14 protein-coding genes are annotated in these 16,570 nt (G+C 69.1%); 2 read left to right on the forward strand and 12 right to left on the reverse strand.

Annotation, left to right across the window (positions count from 1 at the left end):
• The first annotated feature begins 59 nt into the window (after positions 1 to 59).
• On the forward strand, positions 60 to 995 hold the full coding sequence (locus R9X41_RS19355) for a LysR family transcriptional regulator (protein ID WP_318632069.1): 936 nt from the start codon (positions 60 to 62) through the stop codon (positions 993 to 995).
• 15 nt (positions 996 to 1,010) lie between these two features.
• Here R9X41_RS19355 and R9X41_RS19360 read toward each other — a convergent pair whose 3' ends face one another.
• Positions 1,011 to 4,391 (reverse strand): EAL domain-containing protein, encoded by a 3,381-nt coding sequence (locus R9X41_RS19360; RefSeq protein ID WP_318632070.1) that lies wholly within the window; start codon positions 4,389 to 4,391, stop codon positions 1,011 to 1,013.
• Between the two features lie 151 nt (positions 4,392 to 4,542).
• Between R9X41_RS19360 and R9X41_RS19365 the strand changes: the two genes are divergently transcribed.
• A complete protein-coding gene (locus R9X41_RS19365) occupies positions 4,543 to 5,619 on the forward strand; it encodes an NAD(P)H-dependent flavin oxidoreductase (protein ID WP_318632071.1) in 1,077 nt (358 codons plus the stop codon).
• 180 nt (positions 5,620 to 5,799) lie between these two features.
• Here the strand turns inward: R9X41_RS19365 and R9X41_RS19370 are convergent, their stop codons facing one another.
• The 11 genes from R9X41_RS19370 to R9X41_RS19420 all read right to left on the reverse strand — a co-directional run bounded on the left by R9X41_RS19370 (position 5,800) and on the right by R9X41_RS19420 (position 16,496).
• The gene (locus tag R9X41_RS19370) at positions 5,800 to 6,051 is read right to left on the reverse strand and encodes a hypothetical protein (protein ID WP_318632072.1); all 252 of its coding nucleotides are present in this window, start codon (positions 6,049 to 6,051) and stop codon (positions 5,800 to 5,802) included.
• Positions 6,052 to 6,063: 12 nt separating this feature from the next.
• Complete coding sequence (locus R9X41_RS19375; protein ID WP_318632073.1) at positions 6,064 to 6,561, reverse strand: YciE/YciF ferroxidase family protein; 498 nt, start codon at positions 6,559 to 6,561, stop codon at positions 6,064 to 6,066.
• A gap of 115 nt (positions 6,562 to 6,676) precedes the next feature.
• Entirely contained in the window at positions 6,677 to 7,954 is a 1,278-nt protein-coding gene (locus tag R9X41_RS19380) for a type II toxin-antitoxin system HipA family toxin (RefSeq protein ID WP_318632074.1), read from the reverse strand.
• A 22-nt stretch (positions 7,955 to 7,976) separates the two neighbouring features.
• Complete coding sequence (locus tag R9X41_RS19385) at positions 7,977 to 8,294, reverse strand: helix-turn-helix transcriptional regulator (RefSeq protein ID WP_318632075.1); 318 nt, start codon at positions 8,292 to 8,294, stop codon at positions 7,977 to 7,979.
• A gap of 242 nt (positions 8,295 to 8,536) precedes the next feature.
• Positions 8,537 to 10,801 carry an SdiA-regulated domain-containing protein gene (locus tag R9X41_RS19390; protein WP_318632076.1) on the reverse strand — a complete coding sequence of 755 codons (2,265 nt, stop codon included), beginning with the start codon at positions 10,799 to 10,801 and terminating at the stop codon, positions 8,537 to 8,539.
• A gap of 91 nt (positions 10,802 to 10,892) precedes the next feature.
• Positions 10,893 to 11,252 (reverse strand): DUF1622 domain-containing protein, encoded by a 360-nt coding sequence (locus R9X41_RS19395; RefSeq protein ID WP_318632077.1) that lies wholly within the window; start codon positions 11,250 to 11,252, stop codon positions 10,893 to 10,895.
• 7 nt (positions 11,253 to 11,259) lie between these two features.
• Positions 11,260 to 12,282: an SLAC1 anion channel family protein gene (locus R9X41_RS19400; protein ID WP_318632078.1), complete on the reverse strand. Its 1,023-nt coding sequence runs from the start codon at positions 12,280 to 12,282 to the stop codon at positions 11,260 to 11,262.
• On the reverse strand, positions 12,275 to 13,906 hold the full coding sequence (locus R9X41_RS19405) for an MFS transporter (protein WP_318632079.1): 1,632 nt from the start codon (positions 13,904 to 13,906) through the stop codon (positions 12,275 to 12,277). Before R9X41_RS19405 ends, R9X41_RS19400 begins: the two co-directional genes overlap by 8 nt.
• Positions 13,896 to 14,315 carry a DoxX family protein gene (locus R9X41_RS19410; protein WP_318632080.1) on the reverse strand — a complete coding sequence of 140 codons (420 nt, stop codon included), beginning with the start codon at positions 14,313 to 14,315 and terminating at the stop codon, positions 13,896 to 13,898. The genes R9X41_RS19405 and R9X41_RS19410 overlap by 11 nt, the downstream gene beginning before the upstream one ends.
• Complete coding sequence (locus R9X41_RS19415; protein ID WP_318632081.1) at positions 14,315 to 16,210, reverse strand: amidohydrolase; 1,896 nt, start codon at positions 16,208 to 16,210, stop codon at positions 14,315 to 14,317. The genes R9X41_RS19410 and R9X41_RS19415 overlap by 1 nt, the downstream gene beginning before the upstream one ends.
• A complete protein-coding gene (locus tag R9X41_RS19420; protein ID WP_318632082.1) occupies positions 16,203 to 16,496 on the reverse strand; it encodes a XapX domain-containing protein in 294 nt (97 codons plus the stop codon). Before R9X41_RS19420 ends, R9X41_RS19415 begins: the two co-directional genes overlap by 8 nt.
• Positions 16,497 to 16,570: the final 74 nt, after the last annotated feature.

Consider the following 16,570-nt stretch of genomic DNA (forward strand, 5'->3'; position numbering starts at 1 on the left):
ATTCTGATAAACGATATATTTTGATCTGAACCAGCAAATTTATCGATCAGAACCCAGGCATGCTCAAAGAACTGCGCACCTTTCTGGCCGTCGCCCGCCACGGCACTTTCTCGCGCACGGCCGACCGCATCGGACTCACCCAGTCGGCCGTCAGTGCGCAGATCCAGCGGCTGGAGGAATCCCTGGGATTTCCGCTGTTCGACCGCCACGGCCGGCTCGCCACGCTCAACGCTGCCGGACGCGAGACGGTCGAGCGCGCGGAACAGCTCGTCGCCATGTTCGAGCAGTTGCACCGCAAGCCCGGCGGCGAGGATTTTTCGGTGCAGCTGCGCATCGGCGCCATCGCCTCGGTGCAGGCGGCCGGATTGCCCGACGCGCTGGTCGGACTGCGTGCCGCGCAGCCCCGGGTGCGGGTGCGCATCGTGCCCGGGGTGTCGCTGTCGCTGCTGGGCATGGTGGATGCCGGCGAGCTCGACGCAGCGGTGATGATCCGCCCGCCCTTCACCCTGCCTTCGGAACTCGCCTGGCATCCGCTGTGGTCTGAACGCTTCGTGCTGGCGGTACCGGCCGGCGTGAAGGGTCGCGACTGGCGCAAGCTGCTGCAGCAACACCCTTTTCTGCGCTACGACCGCGCCTCCTTCGGCGGGCGCCTGGTCGCGCAGTTCCTGCAGGCCGAAGGGCTGGAGGTGCAGGAGGCCGTCGAGATGGACGAGCTCGGCGGCATCGTGAAGCTGGTGGCCAACGGGCTCGGCGTGGCCCTGCTGCCCGAGAGCCGGCCCTACTTTCCGACCGGCGACGGGGTGCGTGTCATCGGCCTCGGCCCGGCGGAGTTCCGGCGCGACATCGGCATGGTGGAGCGGGTGCGCAACGGCCACGCCGGCATCGTCGATGGCCTGCGCAACGCCTTGCGCGTCAGCGGCGTGGTGCCGACGCAGCCGCGCGCCGGCGCGGGCCGCCCCTCGGTCCGCAAGCCGGTGCAGGCGCGCCTGGCCTGAACGCTGTGAGCGCGTCTAGTCGAGCAGCTCGTCGATCGGCGAGGGCCTATGCACCAGGTAGCCCTGCGCGAAGTGCACGCCGTTGTCGGCCAGACGCGCCATCACCGCCGGCTCCTCGACGAACTCGGCCACCGTACGCAGCCCCATCACCCGCGACACGTCGATGAAGCAGCGCACCGCGGCCTCGGCCAACGGATCGGTCACCAGGTCGCGGATGAACTGGCCGTCGATCTTGAGATAGTCCACCCGCAGCTTCTTCAGGTAGCCGAACGACGAGGCGCCGGCGCCGAAATCATCCAGCGCCACCCGCACGCCGACGGCGCGGATGCGGTCCACGAACAAAGCGGCGTCGGCCATGTGGGTGACCGCCGAAGTCTCGGTGATCTCGAAGCACAGCCGCGAGCGGATCGCGTCACCCGCCTCCATCAGCAGCGTGTGCACCCAGGCGTGAAAGGCGCGATCGCTCACCGACTGACCCGACAGGTTGACATGCAGGCATCCGACCATGCGCACCGCCTCGGGCTGCGACAACCAGCGCACCGCGTGCGTCACCACCCAGCGGTCGATGCGCGTGGCCAGGTGAAAGCGCTCGGCCGCCGGCAGAAACGCGCCGGGCGGGATGAGCGAGCCGTCCTCGTCGCGCAGGCGCAGCAGCACTTCGGCATGCAGGCCCGCGGCCGGCACCGACAGCGCCTGCATGCGCTGGCCGAACAGCACGAATTCGTCGTTGTCGATGGCGTTTTCGATGCGCGCGGCCCATTGCATCTGGCCGTGGCGGGCACGCAGGCCGGCGTCGGTGTCCAGCCATTCGTGCACGCGGTTGCGGCCGCCTTCCTTGGCCGCGAAACAAGCGGCGTCGGCGGCCTGCTTGGCCGCGTCGATGTTGGCCCAGCGCCGGTCCAGCGGCGCCAAGCCGATGCTCGCGCCGACCCGGAAACGCCGGTCGCCGTGCAGGAAACGGAACACGTCCATGCGGTCGCAGATGGTCTGTGCCACGCGCCGCGCCTGCACCGTGTTGCAGTGCGTCAGCAGGATCGCGAATTCGTCGCCGCCGAGCCGCGCCAGGGTGTCGCGGCTGCGCACCGCCTCGCGCAGCAGGCGCGAGACCTGCTGCAGCAGCTCGTCGCCCACCGCGTGGCCGCAGGAGTCGTTGACCAGCTTGAACTGGTCGAGGTCGATGTAGAGCAGCGCGTTTTCGGAATCACTGCTGCGCGACTGCGCCAGCGTGCGCTCCAGCCGATGGTCGAACTCGGCGCGGTTGACCAGGCCGGTCAACGAGTCATGGGTCGCACGGTAAGTCATCTCGCTCGACAGCCGGCGCTGCTCTGACACGTCGTGGAACACCAGCACCGCACCGAGCAGGTCACCGCCATCGTTGCGGATCGGCGCGGCAGAGTCCTCGATGCCGCGCTCGGATCCATCGCGCGATACCAGCAGCGAACGCTGCGCCAGCGTCACCATGCGCCCCTCGGCCAGGCAGGCCTGCACCGGGTTCAGCGCGACCTCGCGACTCTCTTCGTGGACCAGGTGGAACACCTCGGCCACCGGCCGGCCCAGCGCCTCGGAGCCGAGCCAGCCGGTCATGCGTTCGGCCACCGGGTTGAGCCAGGTCACCTGGCCGAACTGGTCGGTGGTGATGACCGCGTCGCCGATCGACTGCAGGGTCACCCGCAACAACTCGTGCTGCTCCGCCAGTTTCTGCGCCAGCCGGCGGCGCTCGGTCACGTCCTGGGAGGCGCCGGACAGACGCACCGTCGCCCCCTCCCGCATTTCGGCCGAGCCCACCACGCGCACGCCGCGCACCTCGCCGTCGCGGCGCACGATGGCCAGTTCCAGGTCGAAGCCCTCACCCGCCTCGATGGCCCGCCGCACCGCCTGCTGCACCGCCGCCTGCGACGCCGGCTCGTAGAACGCCAAGGCCTCCTCCAGCGTCGGCTGGTAGTCGGTGGGCACGCCGTGGATCCGGCAGATCTCGGGCGACCAGGTGACCTGTTCGCTGGCCAGATCGACCTCCCAGCCGCCGACCCCGGCGAGCGTGCCGGTGCGCTCCAGAAACTCCTGGCTCTTGCGCAAGGCCTGCTCGGCGCGCTTCTGGTCGGTGATGTCCTGCACCGTGCCACGCACGGCGACGATCGCGTCGTGGGCGTCGCGCATGGCCGCGCCACGCGCGTCGATCCAGCGCGGTTCGCCGTCCGAATGGCGCCGGAACTCCAATTCCAGAGCGTAGGCAATGCCACGTTCGCGGCAATCCGCGATCGCGGCGGCAAGCCGCTCGCGCGAGCCGGGCATGAACGATTTCAGCCGCTCCTGCACCGACGGTGGCGTGCTGCCCGGCTGCCTTCCAGTGATGCGGTAGAGCTCTCGTGACCAGGTGGTCATGTCGGCCGTCAAGTCCCATTCCCAGCTGCCGATGCGGCCCAGCCGCTGGGCCTCGGCGAAGTCCTGGGCGGTTTCGTGCAGCAGCCAGTTGGTGCGCTGCAGGCTTTCGGCCTCGCGACGCAGGGCCTGCTCGGTTTCCTTCAGCGAGGTGATGTCGGTCACCTGCACCAGCGTGCCGACCACCTCGCCGTCGAGGAGGTCGGGTACGTGGAAAGTCAGGCTGTGGCGCGGCGAGCCGTCGGGCCGGGCGATGGTCTGCTCGAAACGCTGCGGTTCGCCGCGCAGGGCCGCGTCGAGGCGATGGCGCTTTTCGGCGTAGAGCACCGGCCCCAGGACGTCGCGGGCCTGGGCGCCCAGGATGGCATCCATCGGCCGGCCGAACCAGGCTTCGCAGGCGCGGTTGGCGAAACGGCAGACCTGGTCGCGGTCCCAATAGATCATGACCGACGGCACGGTATCGAGCACCAGCGCGAGCGCGCGCTCCCGCTCGGCCAGGGCGCGGGCCTGCTGGGCGAGCTTGCGCAACGCCGCGCGCCCTTCCAGCGCCTTGCCGGCAGCCAGTGCCAGTTGCTCCAGCACGAAACGCTGGCGTTCGGTGAGCTGGCGCGGCTGGCGGTCGATCACGCAGACGGTGCCGATGCGCTCGCCGGTGCTCAAGGTGACCGGTGCGCCGGCATAGAAGCGGATGTCGGGCCGGCCGGCGACCAACGGGTTGTCGTGGAAACGTCGGTCGAGCGTGGCGTCGGGCACCTCGAAGAGTTCGTCGCCCAGCACCGCGTGCGCGCAGAAGGCCAGTTCGCGCGGGGTCTCCACCACGCCCGGCAAGCCCACGTTGGCCTTGAACCACTGGCGCTCCTCGTCGATCAGGCTGATGAGGCTGATCGGCACCTCGCATACGGCAGACGCCGCCTGCACCAGCGCCTGAAAGGCTTCTTCGGGTTCGGTATCCAGCACCTCCAGCGCCTTCAGCGCGGCGAGGCTCTCCAATTCGTTGACTCGTCTATCGGCAGCTTGCATCGTCCAATTCTGCGCCGCGCCGGTGACTTTTGCGCAAGCGGGTGTTGCCCGAAGAACCGGCTTCGCGACCGGGGATTGGGGTCGATACCCCACGGGCGGTCACGAGAATCCGGTAACTTCGGCGACCTCGAATACGCCCTGAGACAGCACCATGAGCACCTGGCCCGACACCCGCATCCTCGACCTGTTCGGCATCGCCCTGCCCATCTTGCAGGCGCCCATGGCAGGCCCTTGCTGGCACGAGATGGCGATCGCCGTCGGCCAGACCGGCGGCCTCGGCGCCCTGCCCTGCGCGATGCTGAGCGAAGCGCAGATCCGCGCCGAAGTCGCCCAGGTGCGCCAGGCCTCGGAGGCGCCGCTCAACCTCAACTTCTTCTGCCACACCGCGCCCGCGCCCGATGCCGAGCGCGACGCCGCCTGGCGCGCCGCGCTGCGGCCCTACTACCTCGAAGCCGGCCTCGACCCCGACATGCCGGTGCCGGCTTCGGTGCGGCACCCTTTCGACGCGACCACCTGCGCGCTGGTGGAAGCACTGCGGCCGGAAGTGGTGAGCTTTCATTTCGGCCTGCCCGCGCCGGACCTGCTGGCCCGGGTCAAGGCCATGGGCGCGAAGGTCATCTCGTCGGCCACCACGGTCGACGAGGCCGTCTGGCTGGAAGAGCGCGGCGTCGACGCCGTCATCGCCATGGGCTTCGAAGCCGGCGGCCACCGCGGCGTGTTCCTGCGCGACGAGGTCTACAGCCAGCTCGGCACCTTCGCGCTGGTGCCGCAGGTGGTCGACGCGGTGCGGGTGCCGGTGATCGCGGCCGGCGGCATCGCCGACGGCCGGGGCGTGGCCGCCGCCTTCGTGCTGGGCGCATCGGCCGTGCAGGTCGGCACCGCCTTCCTGCACACGCCCGAGGCACGGCTGCCGGCCGTGCACCGAGCGGCGCTGTCGGGGCCAATGGCACGGCAGACCGCGTTGACCAACCTCTTCACCGGGCGACCGGCGCGCGGCATCGTCAACCGGCTGATGCGCGAGCTCGGCCCGCTGTCGTCCGCCGCGCCGGCCTTCCCCTCGGCCGGCGGGGCGCTGACGCCGCTCAAGACCGCCACCGAAGGCGGCGAGCACGCCGGCGACTTCGTGTCGCTGTGGGCCGGCCAGGCCGCGCCGCTGGGGCGCGCGATGTCGGCATCCGAGCTGACCGGCGCGCTGGCCGAAGACGCGCTGGCCCTGCTGCAGCGCTGAGCGATCGCCGTCCGTGCCGTGCGCAAGCCCGCTGCCGGCCGCACTGGACCGGCACCGGTAGCGGCGCGCCTGGTGTGACTGCGGCACCTCTACCAACCTGGCAAGCCCTCCGCCATGCTTGACGAAGCGCATGAAAAAAGGGCGGCCGATGCGCCGCCCTTTTTCCTGTGCCGCCGGCCCTCAGGTCGGGTGCTTCGGCTCTCGGGGTTCCTGGTTGCCGGTATCGGATTTCACCGATTCCTGGCTCTCGGTCGCGCCGAAGGGCGCCGAGCCGTCGTCCTCTACCGAACGCGAATCCGAACGCTTCTCCGCCATGCGTTCGCGCGGCGCGGGTGCATCTTTGCCGGAAGGGTTGAAGGCACTCCCCGCGCCGATGTTGTCGATCGTGCCGTCGGTGGTGGGGCGAGACCCGTCGCCTGTGGAGGTACCCATGGCGCTGCTCCTTCAGGCCGCCACGGCGGTTTCGTTGACCTGGGCAGCGGCCAGGGCACTCAGCTTCTGGTCGGCGCCTTTTTCCTCGGCCAGGGTGTCCTGCAGCAGCTCGATGATGCGTTTGTCCATGCCGAGCGTCTTGGCCAGGGCGCACAGCGTGCCGTAGGTGGCGATCTCGTAGTGCTCCACTTTCTGTGCGGCGGCGATCAGGCCGGCGTCGAGCACCGGGCCTTTCTCCACTTCCTCGATGGTTTCCTGGCTCTCCTCCACCAGACCTTCCATGGCCGCGCACTTGATGCGCTTGAGCTTCAGGCCGCTGGCCTCCACCACCTGGTCGATGCGCTCGACCTGGCCTTGCGTCTCCTCCAGGTGGGCGGTGAACAGCGTCTTGAGTTCCTCGCTGGAGGCGGCTCGCGCCATCTTGGGCAGCGCCTTGGTCAGCTGCTTCTCGGCGCTGTAGACGTCCGACAGCGAATGGATGAACAGGTCTTCGAGGGTCTTGACGGGCATGTGCTTCTCCTGAGTTGGTATGGAGCGATGCAATCTCTGCCTGTCGCCAGGACGGGCGAGTGGGACGGTCGAAGCACGGTGTGTAGGTGGATGCCGCCCGGAGCTGCGCGTCGTATCAATCCAGGAAGGCTTGCCGCATCAGTTCGATCTCGACGCGGGGAATATCCAACTCCCGCGCAAGGGCGGCCCAGGCTGACACCACGTCGCGCACCTCCTCCACGATCGACCGCGCCGTCGCGGCATCGACGCGGTACAGGCCGGCGCTGGCGAGCAGGGCCTGGGCGTCCGGCGCATCCGATATGCCGTCCCAGCTCAGTGCATGGTGATCCCTTGCGGGGTTGGGGTTGATGTCGAACGCCGGCGCCAGTCGCCAGCCCGAACGACCGAGCAAAAAGCCGTGGTTGCGCAAGTGGTCGTCGCGGTTGCCCACGAGCAGGTTGAATAAAGCGCGACGGAAAAGCTGTTCCAGATCCGCTTGGAGGCCGGCACCGCCGTGGTCTTCGAGTGCCTGCACGACATCCAGGTAGCTGCCGCCTTCCTGGCCGTCGCAGCGCCCGGTAAGCGTCATCGCGCTGGCGTACATCCGGCGCGTCTGCACGACGCCACCGCCGCCGCCGACGCGATCGAAGCGCTTGACCAGGTAGGTGTGATAGCGGTCGCCGTGCAGCACGCGTTCGGCCTCGGGCATGTCGACGCCGGCCTTTCGCGCCAACAGGTAGGCGAGGTATTCCCAACTGCCCCAGTCGTAGCTGTCGTTGTGGCCGGGGAACTTGGCCAGCCACAAGGTGCCGTCCTGGCCGCTGTAGGTGGCCTTGGGTCGCGCACCGCCGAGCGAGGTGCCGGGTGCCACGAGCATCGAGAGCCAGCGCGCGTATTCGGGCAGGTCTTCGGGCCGCGGGCCATCGAGCTTGCGGGCGACCATGGCCAGCTCGCGCAGGTCGGTCGCAGGAGGCGTGGGCAAGGGGCTGTCGTCCACGAAGGCCTTGCCCGGCGGCACACGGAAACGTAGCGCACCGGAGCGGGTGAAGTCGTTGACACCGAGCATGAAGAACATTTCGTTCATCCGGGCGCGAGGCCGGCCTTCGTCGGCGGCCGACTTGATCTCGCGCCGCTCCATCAGCACCCGCCCCCACCGGTCGGGCGCGCAGTCGGCGAAGACACCGAAGCCACGGCCATCCGGCGAATGCTGCTCGCCTTCGAACAGATCGAGCCGTGGATCGATCGCGATGGCGTCGGGCGATGCCAGCCACGATGCGGTGTATTCGAAACTGGGCGACAGGTCGACGCGCTCCTGGCCGGGAAACAGATTGCCAATGTGCGTGGCGGGGCTCAGCTCGGCCGCGTCGAGATGTACTTCCACATGAGGCCGGGAAGCCGGTTTCCTGCTGGCCATGTGTCGGCTCTTTCCTGGACGTTCAGCTGGACGAGGTTTTGCGGCCGCGTGCCCGCAGGGCGCGGGCGTCCTGCAGCTTCTGGCCCAGCACGTCCTGGGCGGCCACCTGGTCGATGTCGGCTTCGAGCCGAAGCACCCGCAAGGCCTTCAGGTAGGAGCCGAGGGAGACGTTCGGGTCGCCGGCTTCCAGTCGCGCGAGTGTCTTGGGATCGATGCCGACACGTTCGGCGAACAGTGTCGCGGAGATGTCCCGGCGAGCACGGGCGAGCTCGATACGCTGGCCCAGACCTGTCGCGGTCTTGGCAAGAGCCGGGACGAGAGCGCGTTTCAGGCGTGGCATTGGCGCACCATACTTTCCGTTCATGGGCCGTAAATCGGGAAAGTATAGTGCTTTAAGAGAGGTCAGGCGCGCTTCTGGAACGGCATACTTTCCGCTATTTTTGCCTTCCAAGGGAAACTATGACGACTAACGAAAGCGTTCGTGCGCCCCGCTGCCCCTCTCGACGCACTCGCCACCCATAAAAAAGCCGCTCTCCTCGCGGTGAGCGGTCTGGGTGTGCAGCGGCGCGCCGCTTGCCCGGCTTACAGCCCCGGCGAACCGATGCTGGTCGCCGACGCCGGCTGGGCGAAGCCGCCGTTCACGCCGACGGCCGCCGGGCGATAGGCCGGTTCGGTGGTCGATACGCCGTCCCATACGGCCGAGCTGGTGCTCGAACCGCCGAACACCGCGCCGGCATGCACGCCGTAGTTCGGCGTCACGCCGCTGGCAGCGGCGGCCTGCGGCACGGCGGTGGTGCCGGCCGCGCTGGTCGCGGTGATGGCGGCCGTGCCGTAGTTGAAGCGGGCGACCACACGACCGAGGTCGTCGAACAGCACCACCGCGTCACCCTGGCCGAGGCCCGGGCCGCCCAGCGCCACGCCGTTGAACGTGGCCGGATCCAGGCCCCATGCGGTCGTGAAGGTGGCGAGGTTCGAGGACGCCACCACCACCAGGCGGGCGCCCGGTGCCAGCGTGATCGCCGGGAAGGCCACGCTCGCGGCGTCGCTCGTGTCGGCCGAATCGTCGTCCCAGCGCCAGCCCAGCAGGTTGGCGGGGGTGGTGCCGTAGTTGTAGATCTCGAAGAAGTCGCCGCCGTTGGCGTTGGAGTTGAGCTCGGAGATCAGCACCGAGGCGGGCAGCGAGGGCGCGGCCCCGGCGGTGATGAAGTTCAGCGTGGTGCTGTCGGTGATGCCGGCGAAGGCGTTGCCGGCGGTGTCGACCAGCGCGGTGGCGCTGACCTGCACCACGTAGGCGGTGCCGGCCGTCAGGTCGACGGTCGGGTCGATGGTGACCGTGCCGCCGTTGATCGTCACCTGGCTGGTGTCGGCGGCGCTGATTACGCGCACGTCGCTGCTGCCGTTGGTGATGGTGATCGTGCCGGCGCCGGCGCGAACGGTTTCGTTGAAGGTGAGCACGATGTTGTCCGCCACCGCGACGGCCGACGCGTTGTCGGCCGGCGTGCTGCTGGAGAGCAGCGGCGCGGTGGTGTCGGGCACGCTTGTGAAGGCGAGCGTCTGCGCGCTGTTCACCGCGGTGGTGCCCTGGCCGGCGGCGTCACGGAACACACCCGAGGCGAACTGCAGGCTGTAGCTCACGCTGGGCGTCAGGTCGGCGGTCGGGTCGATCTTGACGGTGTTGCCCGAAACGCTCACCTGCGTGGCGTCGCCGACCGCGATGGTGCGGGTTTCGCCGTTGCTGCCGACCAGCGTGACGTTGCCGGTGCCGGCGGTGACCGGCGCGGTGAAGGTCAGGTAGAGGTTGCTCGACAGGCCCACCTGCGCGGCGGTGCGCGTGGGTCGGTACACCCACAGCTGCGGCAGCGACTGGCTGCCGCCGCCGGCTTCGTTGGTCACGTACATGTTGAGCTGCTTGTCGAAGGTGATGCCTTCGTGGCCCAGGTTCTGCGGTGCGTTGGGCAGGTCCAGCCGGCCGTAGATGCGGCCGGCGCGGTCGACCTTGAGGATGCGGCCGTTTTCCTGGCCCAGCACCATCAGGTGCGCATAGTCGGGCGCGGTCGCCGGCAGCGTGTTGGACAGCGCGTGTACGTCGGCGATGTCGTCCATGCCCATCAGGGCCGGGTCGAACAGGTTGATCGAGTTGACCGTGGTGGCCGAGCCGTTGCTCGCGGTGCCGGCGGCGAAGTCAACGGTGGTCTGAAAGATGCCCTGCGGCGTCATTTCCTTGACGAAGATGTAGCCGCCGGTCAGCGGGTCGCGGCTCACGCCTTCGAGGCCGATGTTGCCGACCGTGGTGCCGAGCTTGACGGTGCGCACGTTGCCGGCGACGAGCGTGGTGCCGCCGGCATAGCTCACCAGGTTGGCGGTGCGCTCGCGCTCGTTGGCCACCACGAACTGCGTGCCGCCCGCCCAGGTGATGCCCTCCGGGTCGCCGAACAGGCCGGCCGGCAGGTTCATGGTGTCGATGACCGCGCCGGACTTCGACAGCTGGGTGATGTAGCTGCCTTCGTCGCCGATGATGAAGAGGCTGTCGGTGAGTTCGTTGTACGTCACCGCCGAGACTTCGGCCGCGATCTGGTTGCCGCCGGACACCAGGTCCACCGGCAGCGTGGTGCGCAGGGCGAGCGTGTAGTTGGCGAGGTCCAGGCTTTCGGTCGGCGACACGAAGGCCAGCGTGGGCGCTGCCAGCAGCACGGTCTGGCCGGGCTGCGTTACCGGGCCGGACACGTCCGGGTCGTTGCTGCCGCCGCAGGCCGACAGGGTGATGGCGCAGGCGGCCAGCACGGCCGTCCAGCCGGCCTGTCGTGCGACGGCCGGCGGGGTCTTGGAGAAGTCGAAGCGTTGTGGCATGTCTATGTCCGGGTGTAACCGGGCGAGACTAGGCAGGCTTCAAGACGGTTGCGTGACAACCGGACGCCGACCGGTGCCAATGCGGCTGGTGCTAACCGCCTCCGGCCGTGGCGGCACGTTCCTCGTCGCGCATTTCGCGCGCCAAGAAGAAGTTGAGCGCGGTGCGGATCACCGCGATGGCCGCGAGCTTGCCGATCTGGTCCCAGCTCGGCGACACCGAGGTCGACAGGATGTCGGCCGCCAGCTGCAGCTCCAGCGCCAGGGTGAGGTAGCGGGCGAAGGTGACACGCGCTTCGCCGAAGCCTTCGCGCCCGCCGGCAGAAAGGCGGCGCGCCAGCACCGCCAAAGTCGCGACCAGCCCCGCCAGGATGATCACCGCGCCCAGGCCCTCGACGAACAGCCGCAGCCATTCCACGCCGAGGCGAATCAGGTGTTCGGTGTGCTCGAACACGGCTGGTTCAGTCCTCGCGGAAGGCCGCGCCGCTGGCCATGTGGCCGGCCGTGCGCACGCCGACCCAGACCACGATGAGCGTGGCCGCCACAAGCGCTATCACCGCGACGGCCGTGGTCCACGCGCCCGGCCGCGCCTGCGCATAGGCCAGCGACGCGCCCGCCCAGCCGTCGACCGGGAAGGTCATCGCCCACCAGCTCATGAAAAACGGCCCGTGCGCCATGTGCCGCCCCAGGCTCGCCAGCAGGACGGCGATGAACAGCGCCAGGCAATAGAGGATGTCGCCCAGCGCGCCCGCATGCCCGCCGGTGAAGGCCAGGTAGGCCGACAGCCCGATGGACGGCGGCGCCAACAGAATGAACAGCGTGGGCATGCTGCGCTGGCTCATCGCCGGCACGAACAGCACCCGGTGCAGCACGATGGTGAAGAACGACAGCCACAGCATCAGCCCGACCGAAAAGAAGAACCAGCTGACCTCCACGAAGCCCAGCGGCACGCCGCCCACCGGCACCAGGATGTTGCCGACCACCGGAATGAACCACGCCGGTGTCAGCACGCCCTCGTCCTGTGGATGCAGGATCCAGCGCCGGATCAGCGTGATCGCGAAGACGAAATGCATCGCCGCGCCCAGGCACCACAGCACCTCCGCGCCGACCGGCGAATAGCGCCGCAGCCCAACCGACAGCACGATCGCCGCGACCGAGATCGCCGGAAAGAAACTGGAGCGCACCGGATGCGCGAACTCCTCGGCGACCTCGGCAAAACAAAAACCCAGCTTGGCCAGGTGCGCCACTACCAGCACGCCGAAGCACAGCACCGCAAAGCCCAGCAGCACCTGGCTGACCAGCAGCGGCACGCCGAAGACTTCGTGCGCCTTGGCCCACGCGTCGGCCAGGCCGCCAGTGCCCATCACCATGCCGAACATGGCCACCGACAGCCGCGCCAGCAGCGGCTTTTCGATGAAGGGCATGCCCGGCCGGATCGTCGTGGCCGTGCCTGCCGTGGCGGTCGTCGTGATCGCCTCAGCCATGCGCCGCGCCCGACTGGCCCTCGTTCACGTCGAGCGCCAGGAAGTGGTGCACCACCGGCCTGTCAGGCCCCTGGTGAAACCGCACGGCCTCGGCCTGCAGGTCGGCGTCGGCCCTGGACACCCGCTGGTGCTGGCGCAAATGCTCGGCCCACGACTCCACCATGAACCACTCGATCACTCGCTCCGGCTCGGCGGTGTGTTCGGCCACGCCCCAGGCATAGGCACCGTCGCGGCGGCGCTCCTGCGCCACCTGTCGCATGGCCAGCAGGAAGGCGGCGACGTCCTGCTTGCGCACCCGGTATTCGATCTGGATCAGCACCGGGCCACGGTCGTGCGCCACCGGCTCGGCGGTCAGCGGTTCGGGCCAGTGGTTGGAGGCCTGCAGATCGGCTTCGCCCGTGGGCAGCTTCACCCGGTGGAAGATCAGCGAGATCACCACCAGGCCCGCCGCGCCGATGAGCAACGCGCGCGGCACGCCGACCTCTTGCGCGAACAAACCCCAGGCCAGGCTGCCGCCGGCCATGGCGCCGTTGAACACCATCAGGTAGATGGCCAGGCCGCGCCCGCGCACCCAGTTGGGCAGCACTGCCTGCGCCACGCCGTTGAAGGTGGTCAGCGCGATGATCCAGCCCGCGCCGAGCACCAGCATGAGCAGCACCGCCAGCCACTGCGGCGGCGCCCACGACAGCGCGGCCATGACCGCGGCGCTGAGCACCGACGACAGCAGCACCAGCCCGTCGGCGCCGAGCCTGGTGCGGATGCGCGGCAATGCCAGCGCGCCGAGGATGGCGCCGGCGCCGACCGCGCCCAGCATGACGCCGTAGAAGCCCGCCGTGCCGTGCAGCATGCCGCGCGCCACCAGCGGCAGCAGCGCCCACACCGAGCTGGCGAACAGAAAGAACACCGCCGCCCGCAGCAGCACCACGTGCAGCTCGCGGCTCGAACGCGCGTAGCGCAGGCCTGCGCGAAAGGCGCCGAAGAACTGCTCCGACAAACCGGTGTCGGTGGCCGGCGGTCGTTTCCACCACAGCAGCGCGGCGATCACGAAGACATAACTCGCCACGTCCGCGCCATAGGCCGCCGCCGCACCGAAGCTCGCCAGCAGCAGGCCGCCCGCCGCCGGGCCGATGGCGCGCGAAATATTGATGCCCAGCGAGTTGAGCGCCACCGCGTTCTTCAGGTCCTGCCGCGGCACCAGTTCCGGCACGATCGACTGCCAGGTCGGCCCCATCAGCGCCGCGCCGATGCCGCCCACGAAGGTCAGCGCCACCAGGTATTCGACCGTCAGCGAGCCGGTACGCGACAGCACCAGCAGGCTGCCGCTGACGCAGGCCAGCAGGATCTGGATGGCGATCAGAAAACGCCGGCGGTCCAGGATGTCCGACAGCACGCCCGCGGGGATCGCCAGCAGGAAGATCGGCAGACTGGCCGCCGTCTGGATGAGCGCGACGGCGGTGGGGCTGGCCGACAGCTCGGTCACCATCCAGGAGCTCGCCACGTCGCGCATGAAGCTGCCGACGTTGCCGAGCACGGTCGCCGCCCACAGCACCGCGAAGACCGGCTGGCGCAAGGGGGCGAAGCTGCCGGCCGATGCGCTTGCGGCGGGAGGGGTTTCAGTCGTCATGCGGTCGTTTGAATAGGTCGTGCCAGGCCACCAGCACGAATGCACCGACCAGCCCGAGGTGTTCGAAGAATGCGTTTTCCAGGGCGAAGCGCTCGGCGCCGGACGCCTCCCAGAAACGGTTGGCGAGAAAGGTCGCCATCAGGGTGAAGCCGGCCAGCGCCAGCGCGCCCAGCCAGCGCCACAGGCCGGTGATCACCATCACCGAAGCCCCGAGCTCCAGCGCGATGGTGGCGGCGGCCAGCGGCGCCGCCGGAGCCAAACCGAAATGCGCCATCTCCGCGACTGCCGCACCGAAGTCGACGGCCTTGATCCACCCGCCCTGCAGGTAGGCCGAGCACAGCAGCAGCAAGGCCAGCCGGGGCGGCCAGGCTTTCCAGGCCGGGTCGGACCGGGTGGGAAAGGCGGCCACTACACCGCCCAGCAGGCGCAGCCGAGGGCGCCCCAGAAGCCCTTCAGATCGGCGATCGGCAGTTTGGCCGTCCACGCGGTGGCGTGCTGGTGGCCGTGCAGGTTGCAGTCGTTGGCGCAGGCGCAGGCCGCGGCCATGCGCGCGGCGTTCTGCAGCGGCGCGGCGCTTTGGTCGCCCCAGGCGCCGTAGCCGCCGAAACGCCGCACCGGCGACCAGTCGGGCATGGCCGGCGGCACCGGGTTGTCGTCGTGCGGTGCGAACTCGCCCGCGCCCCACACCACCTTGCCGCCCAGCACGGTGAGCAGCGCGGAGGTGTCGGCGATGTCGGACTCGGCGCAGGCGAAGAAGTCGCGGTCCGGCACGATCAGGTCGGCCAGCTGGCCCTCCACGATCCGGCCCTTCTGCCCCACCTCGTTGGAGAACCAGGTCACTTTCTCGGTGTACATGCGCAGCGCGGTTTCGCGGTCCAGGCAGTTGCGCTGCGGCGTGATCTGCATGCCGCCCACCGTCTTGCCGGTGATGAGCCACGAGAGCCCCACCCACGGGTTGTACGAAGCCACCCGGGTGGCGTCGGTGCCGGCGGACACGTTCACGCCCTTCTCCAGCATGCGCGCCACCGGCGGCGTGGCCGCAGCCGCACCGTGGCCGTAGCGCTCCACGAAATACTCGCCCTGGTAGGCCATGCGGTGCTGCACCGCGATGCCGCCGCCGAGCGCGGCAATGCGGTCGATGGACTGCTCGGAGATCGTCTCGCAGTGGTCGAAGAACCAGTTCAGGCCTTCGAGCGGAATGTCCTGGTTGACCTTCTCGAACACGTCGAGCGAGCGGCTGATGGTTTCGTCGTAGGTGGCGTGCAGGCGCCAGGGCCAGCGGTTCTCGGCCAGCACCCGCACCACTTCTTCGAGCTCGCCTTCCATCTCGGGCGCCATGTCCGGCCGGGGCTGGCGGAAGTCCTCGAAATCGGCCGCCGAGAACACCAGCATCTCGCCGGCGCCGTTGTGGCGGAAGTACTCGTCGCCCTGCTTGTATTTCACGCTGGACGTCCAGTTCAGGAAGTCTTCCTTCTCCTGTTTTGGCTTCTGGGTGAACAGGTTGTAGGCGAGGCGAATGGTGAGCTGCCCCTGGTCGGCGAGCTCCTGGATGATGCGATAGTCGTCCGGATAGTTCTGGAAGCCGCCGCCGGCGTCGATCGCGCCGGTGACGCCAAGCCGGTTCAGCTCGCGCATGAAGTGGCGGGTGGAATTGAGCTGGTAGTCGTAGGGCAGCTTCGGACCCTTGGCCAGCGTCGAATACAGGATGCCCGCGTTGGGCTTGGCCAACAGCAGGCCGGTGGGGTTGCCCGAGGCGTCGCGCACGATCTCGCCGCCGGGCGGTGCCGGCGTGTCGCGGGTGTAGCCCACCGCGCGCATCGCGGCACCGTTGAGCAGGGCGCGGTCGTAGAGGTGCAGCAGGAACACCGGAGTGTCGGGCGCTGCGGCATTGATCTCGTCGATCGTCGGCAGGCGCTTCTCGGCGAACTGGTGTTCGGTGAAACCGCCCACCACCCGCACCCACTGCGGCGCGGGCGTGATCGCGACCTGGGCCTTGAGCATGTTCATCGCGTCGGCCAGCGAGCGCACGCCGTCCCAGCGCAGCTCCAGGTTGTAGTTGAGGCCGCCACGGATGATGTGCAGGTGGTTGTCGATCAGCCCCGGCAGCACCCGCCGGCCGCGCAGGTCGATGACCTTGGTGTCGGCGCCTGCCAGCGGCAGCACCTCGTGGTCCTGGCCCACCTTCCGGAATCGCCCGTTCTGGATGGCCACCGCGCTGGCGGTCGGCTTCGACTTGTCGAGCGTGGTGAACAGCCCGCGGTGCAGGATGAGTTCGGGCGTGGTGCGGGTGGTGCGATCAGCCATCGTGGCGTTCTTCCAGGGAGGGTTTGGTGGAGGCGGCGACGGCCGGCGGCTTGCATTGCGGCAGATGGCCGAACATGTGTGGCTTGACCTGCTCCTGCAGCCAGGCCCCCGGGCTTTGGCCGCGTTGCATCAACTGCCTGGCCAGCGGCGGCAACTGCTCGCCGACCAGGATGCCGAGCAGGCCCACCAGGGCGATCACCGGCGGCGCGGGCGAGCGCACGTTGATGACGGCGTAGACGATGCCGACCAGCAGGCCGGCGGCGGCGGAGAGGAGGTAGGGCTTCACCCCGCCGACTCTAGGCAGCGCCGCCCCGAGCGCCATCACCCTGAAGTGGTGCGGCACCCTGGCCATTGGAGAGA

This window comes from Xylophilus sp. GOD-11R (genome assembly GCF_033546935.1).
Lineage (GTDB): Bacteria > Pseudomonadota > Gammaproteobacteria > Burkholderiales > Burkholderiaceae_C > Xylophilus.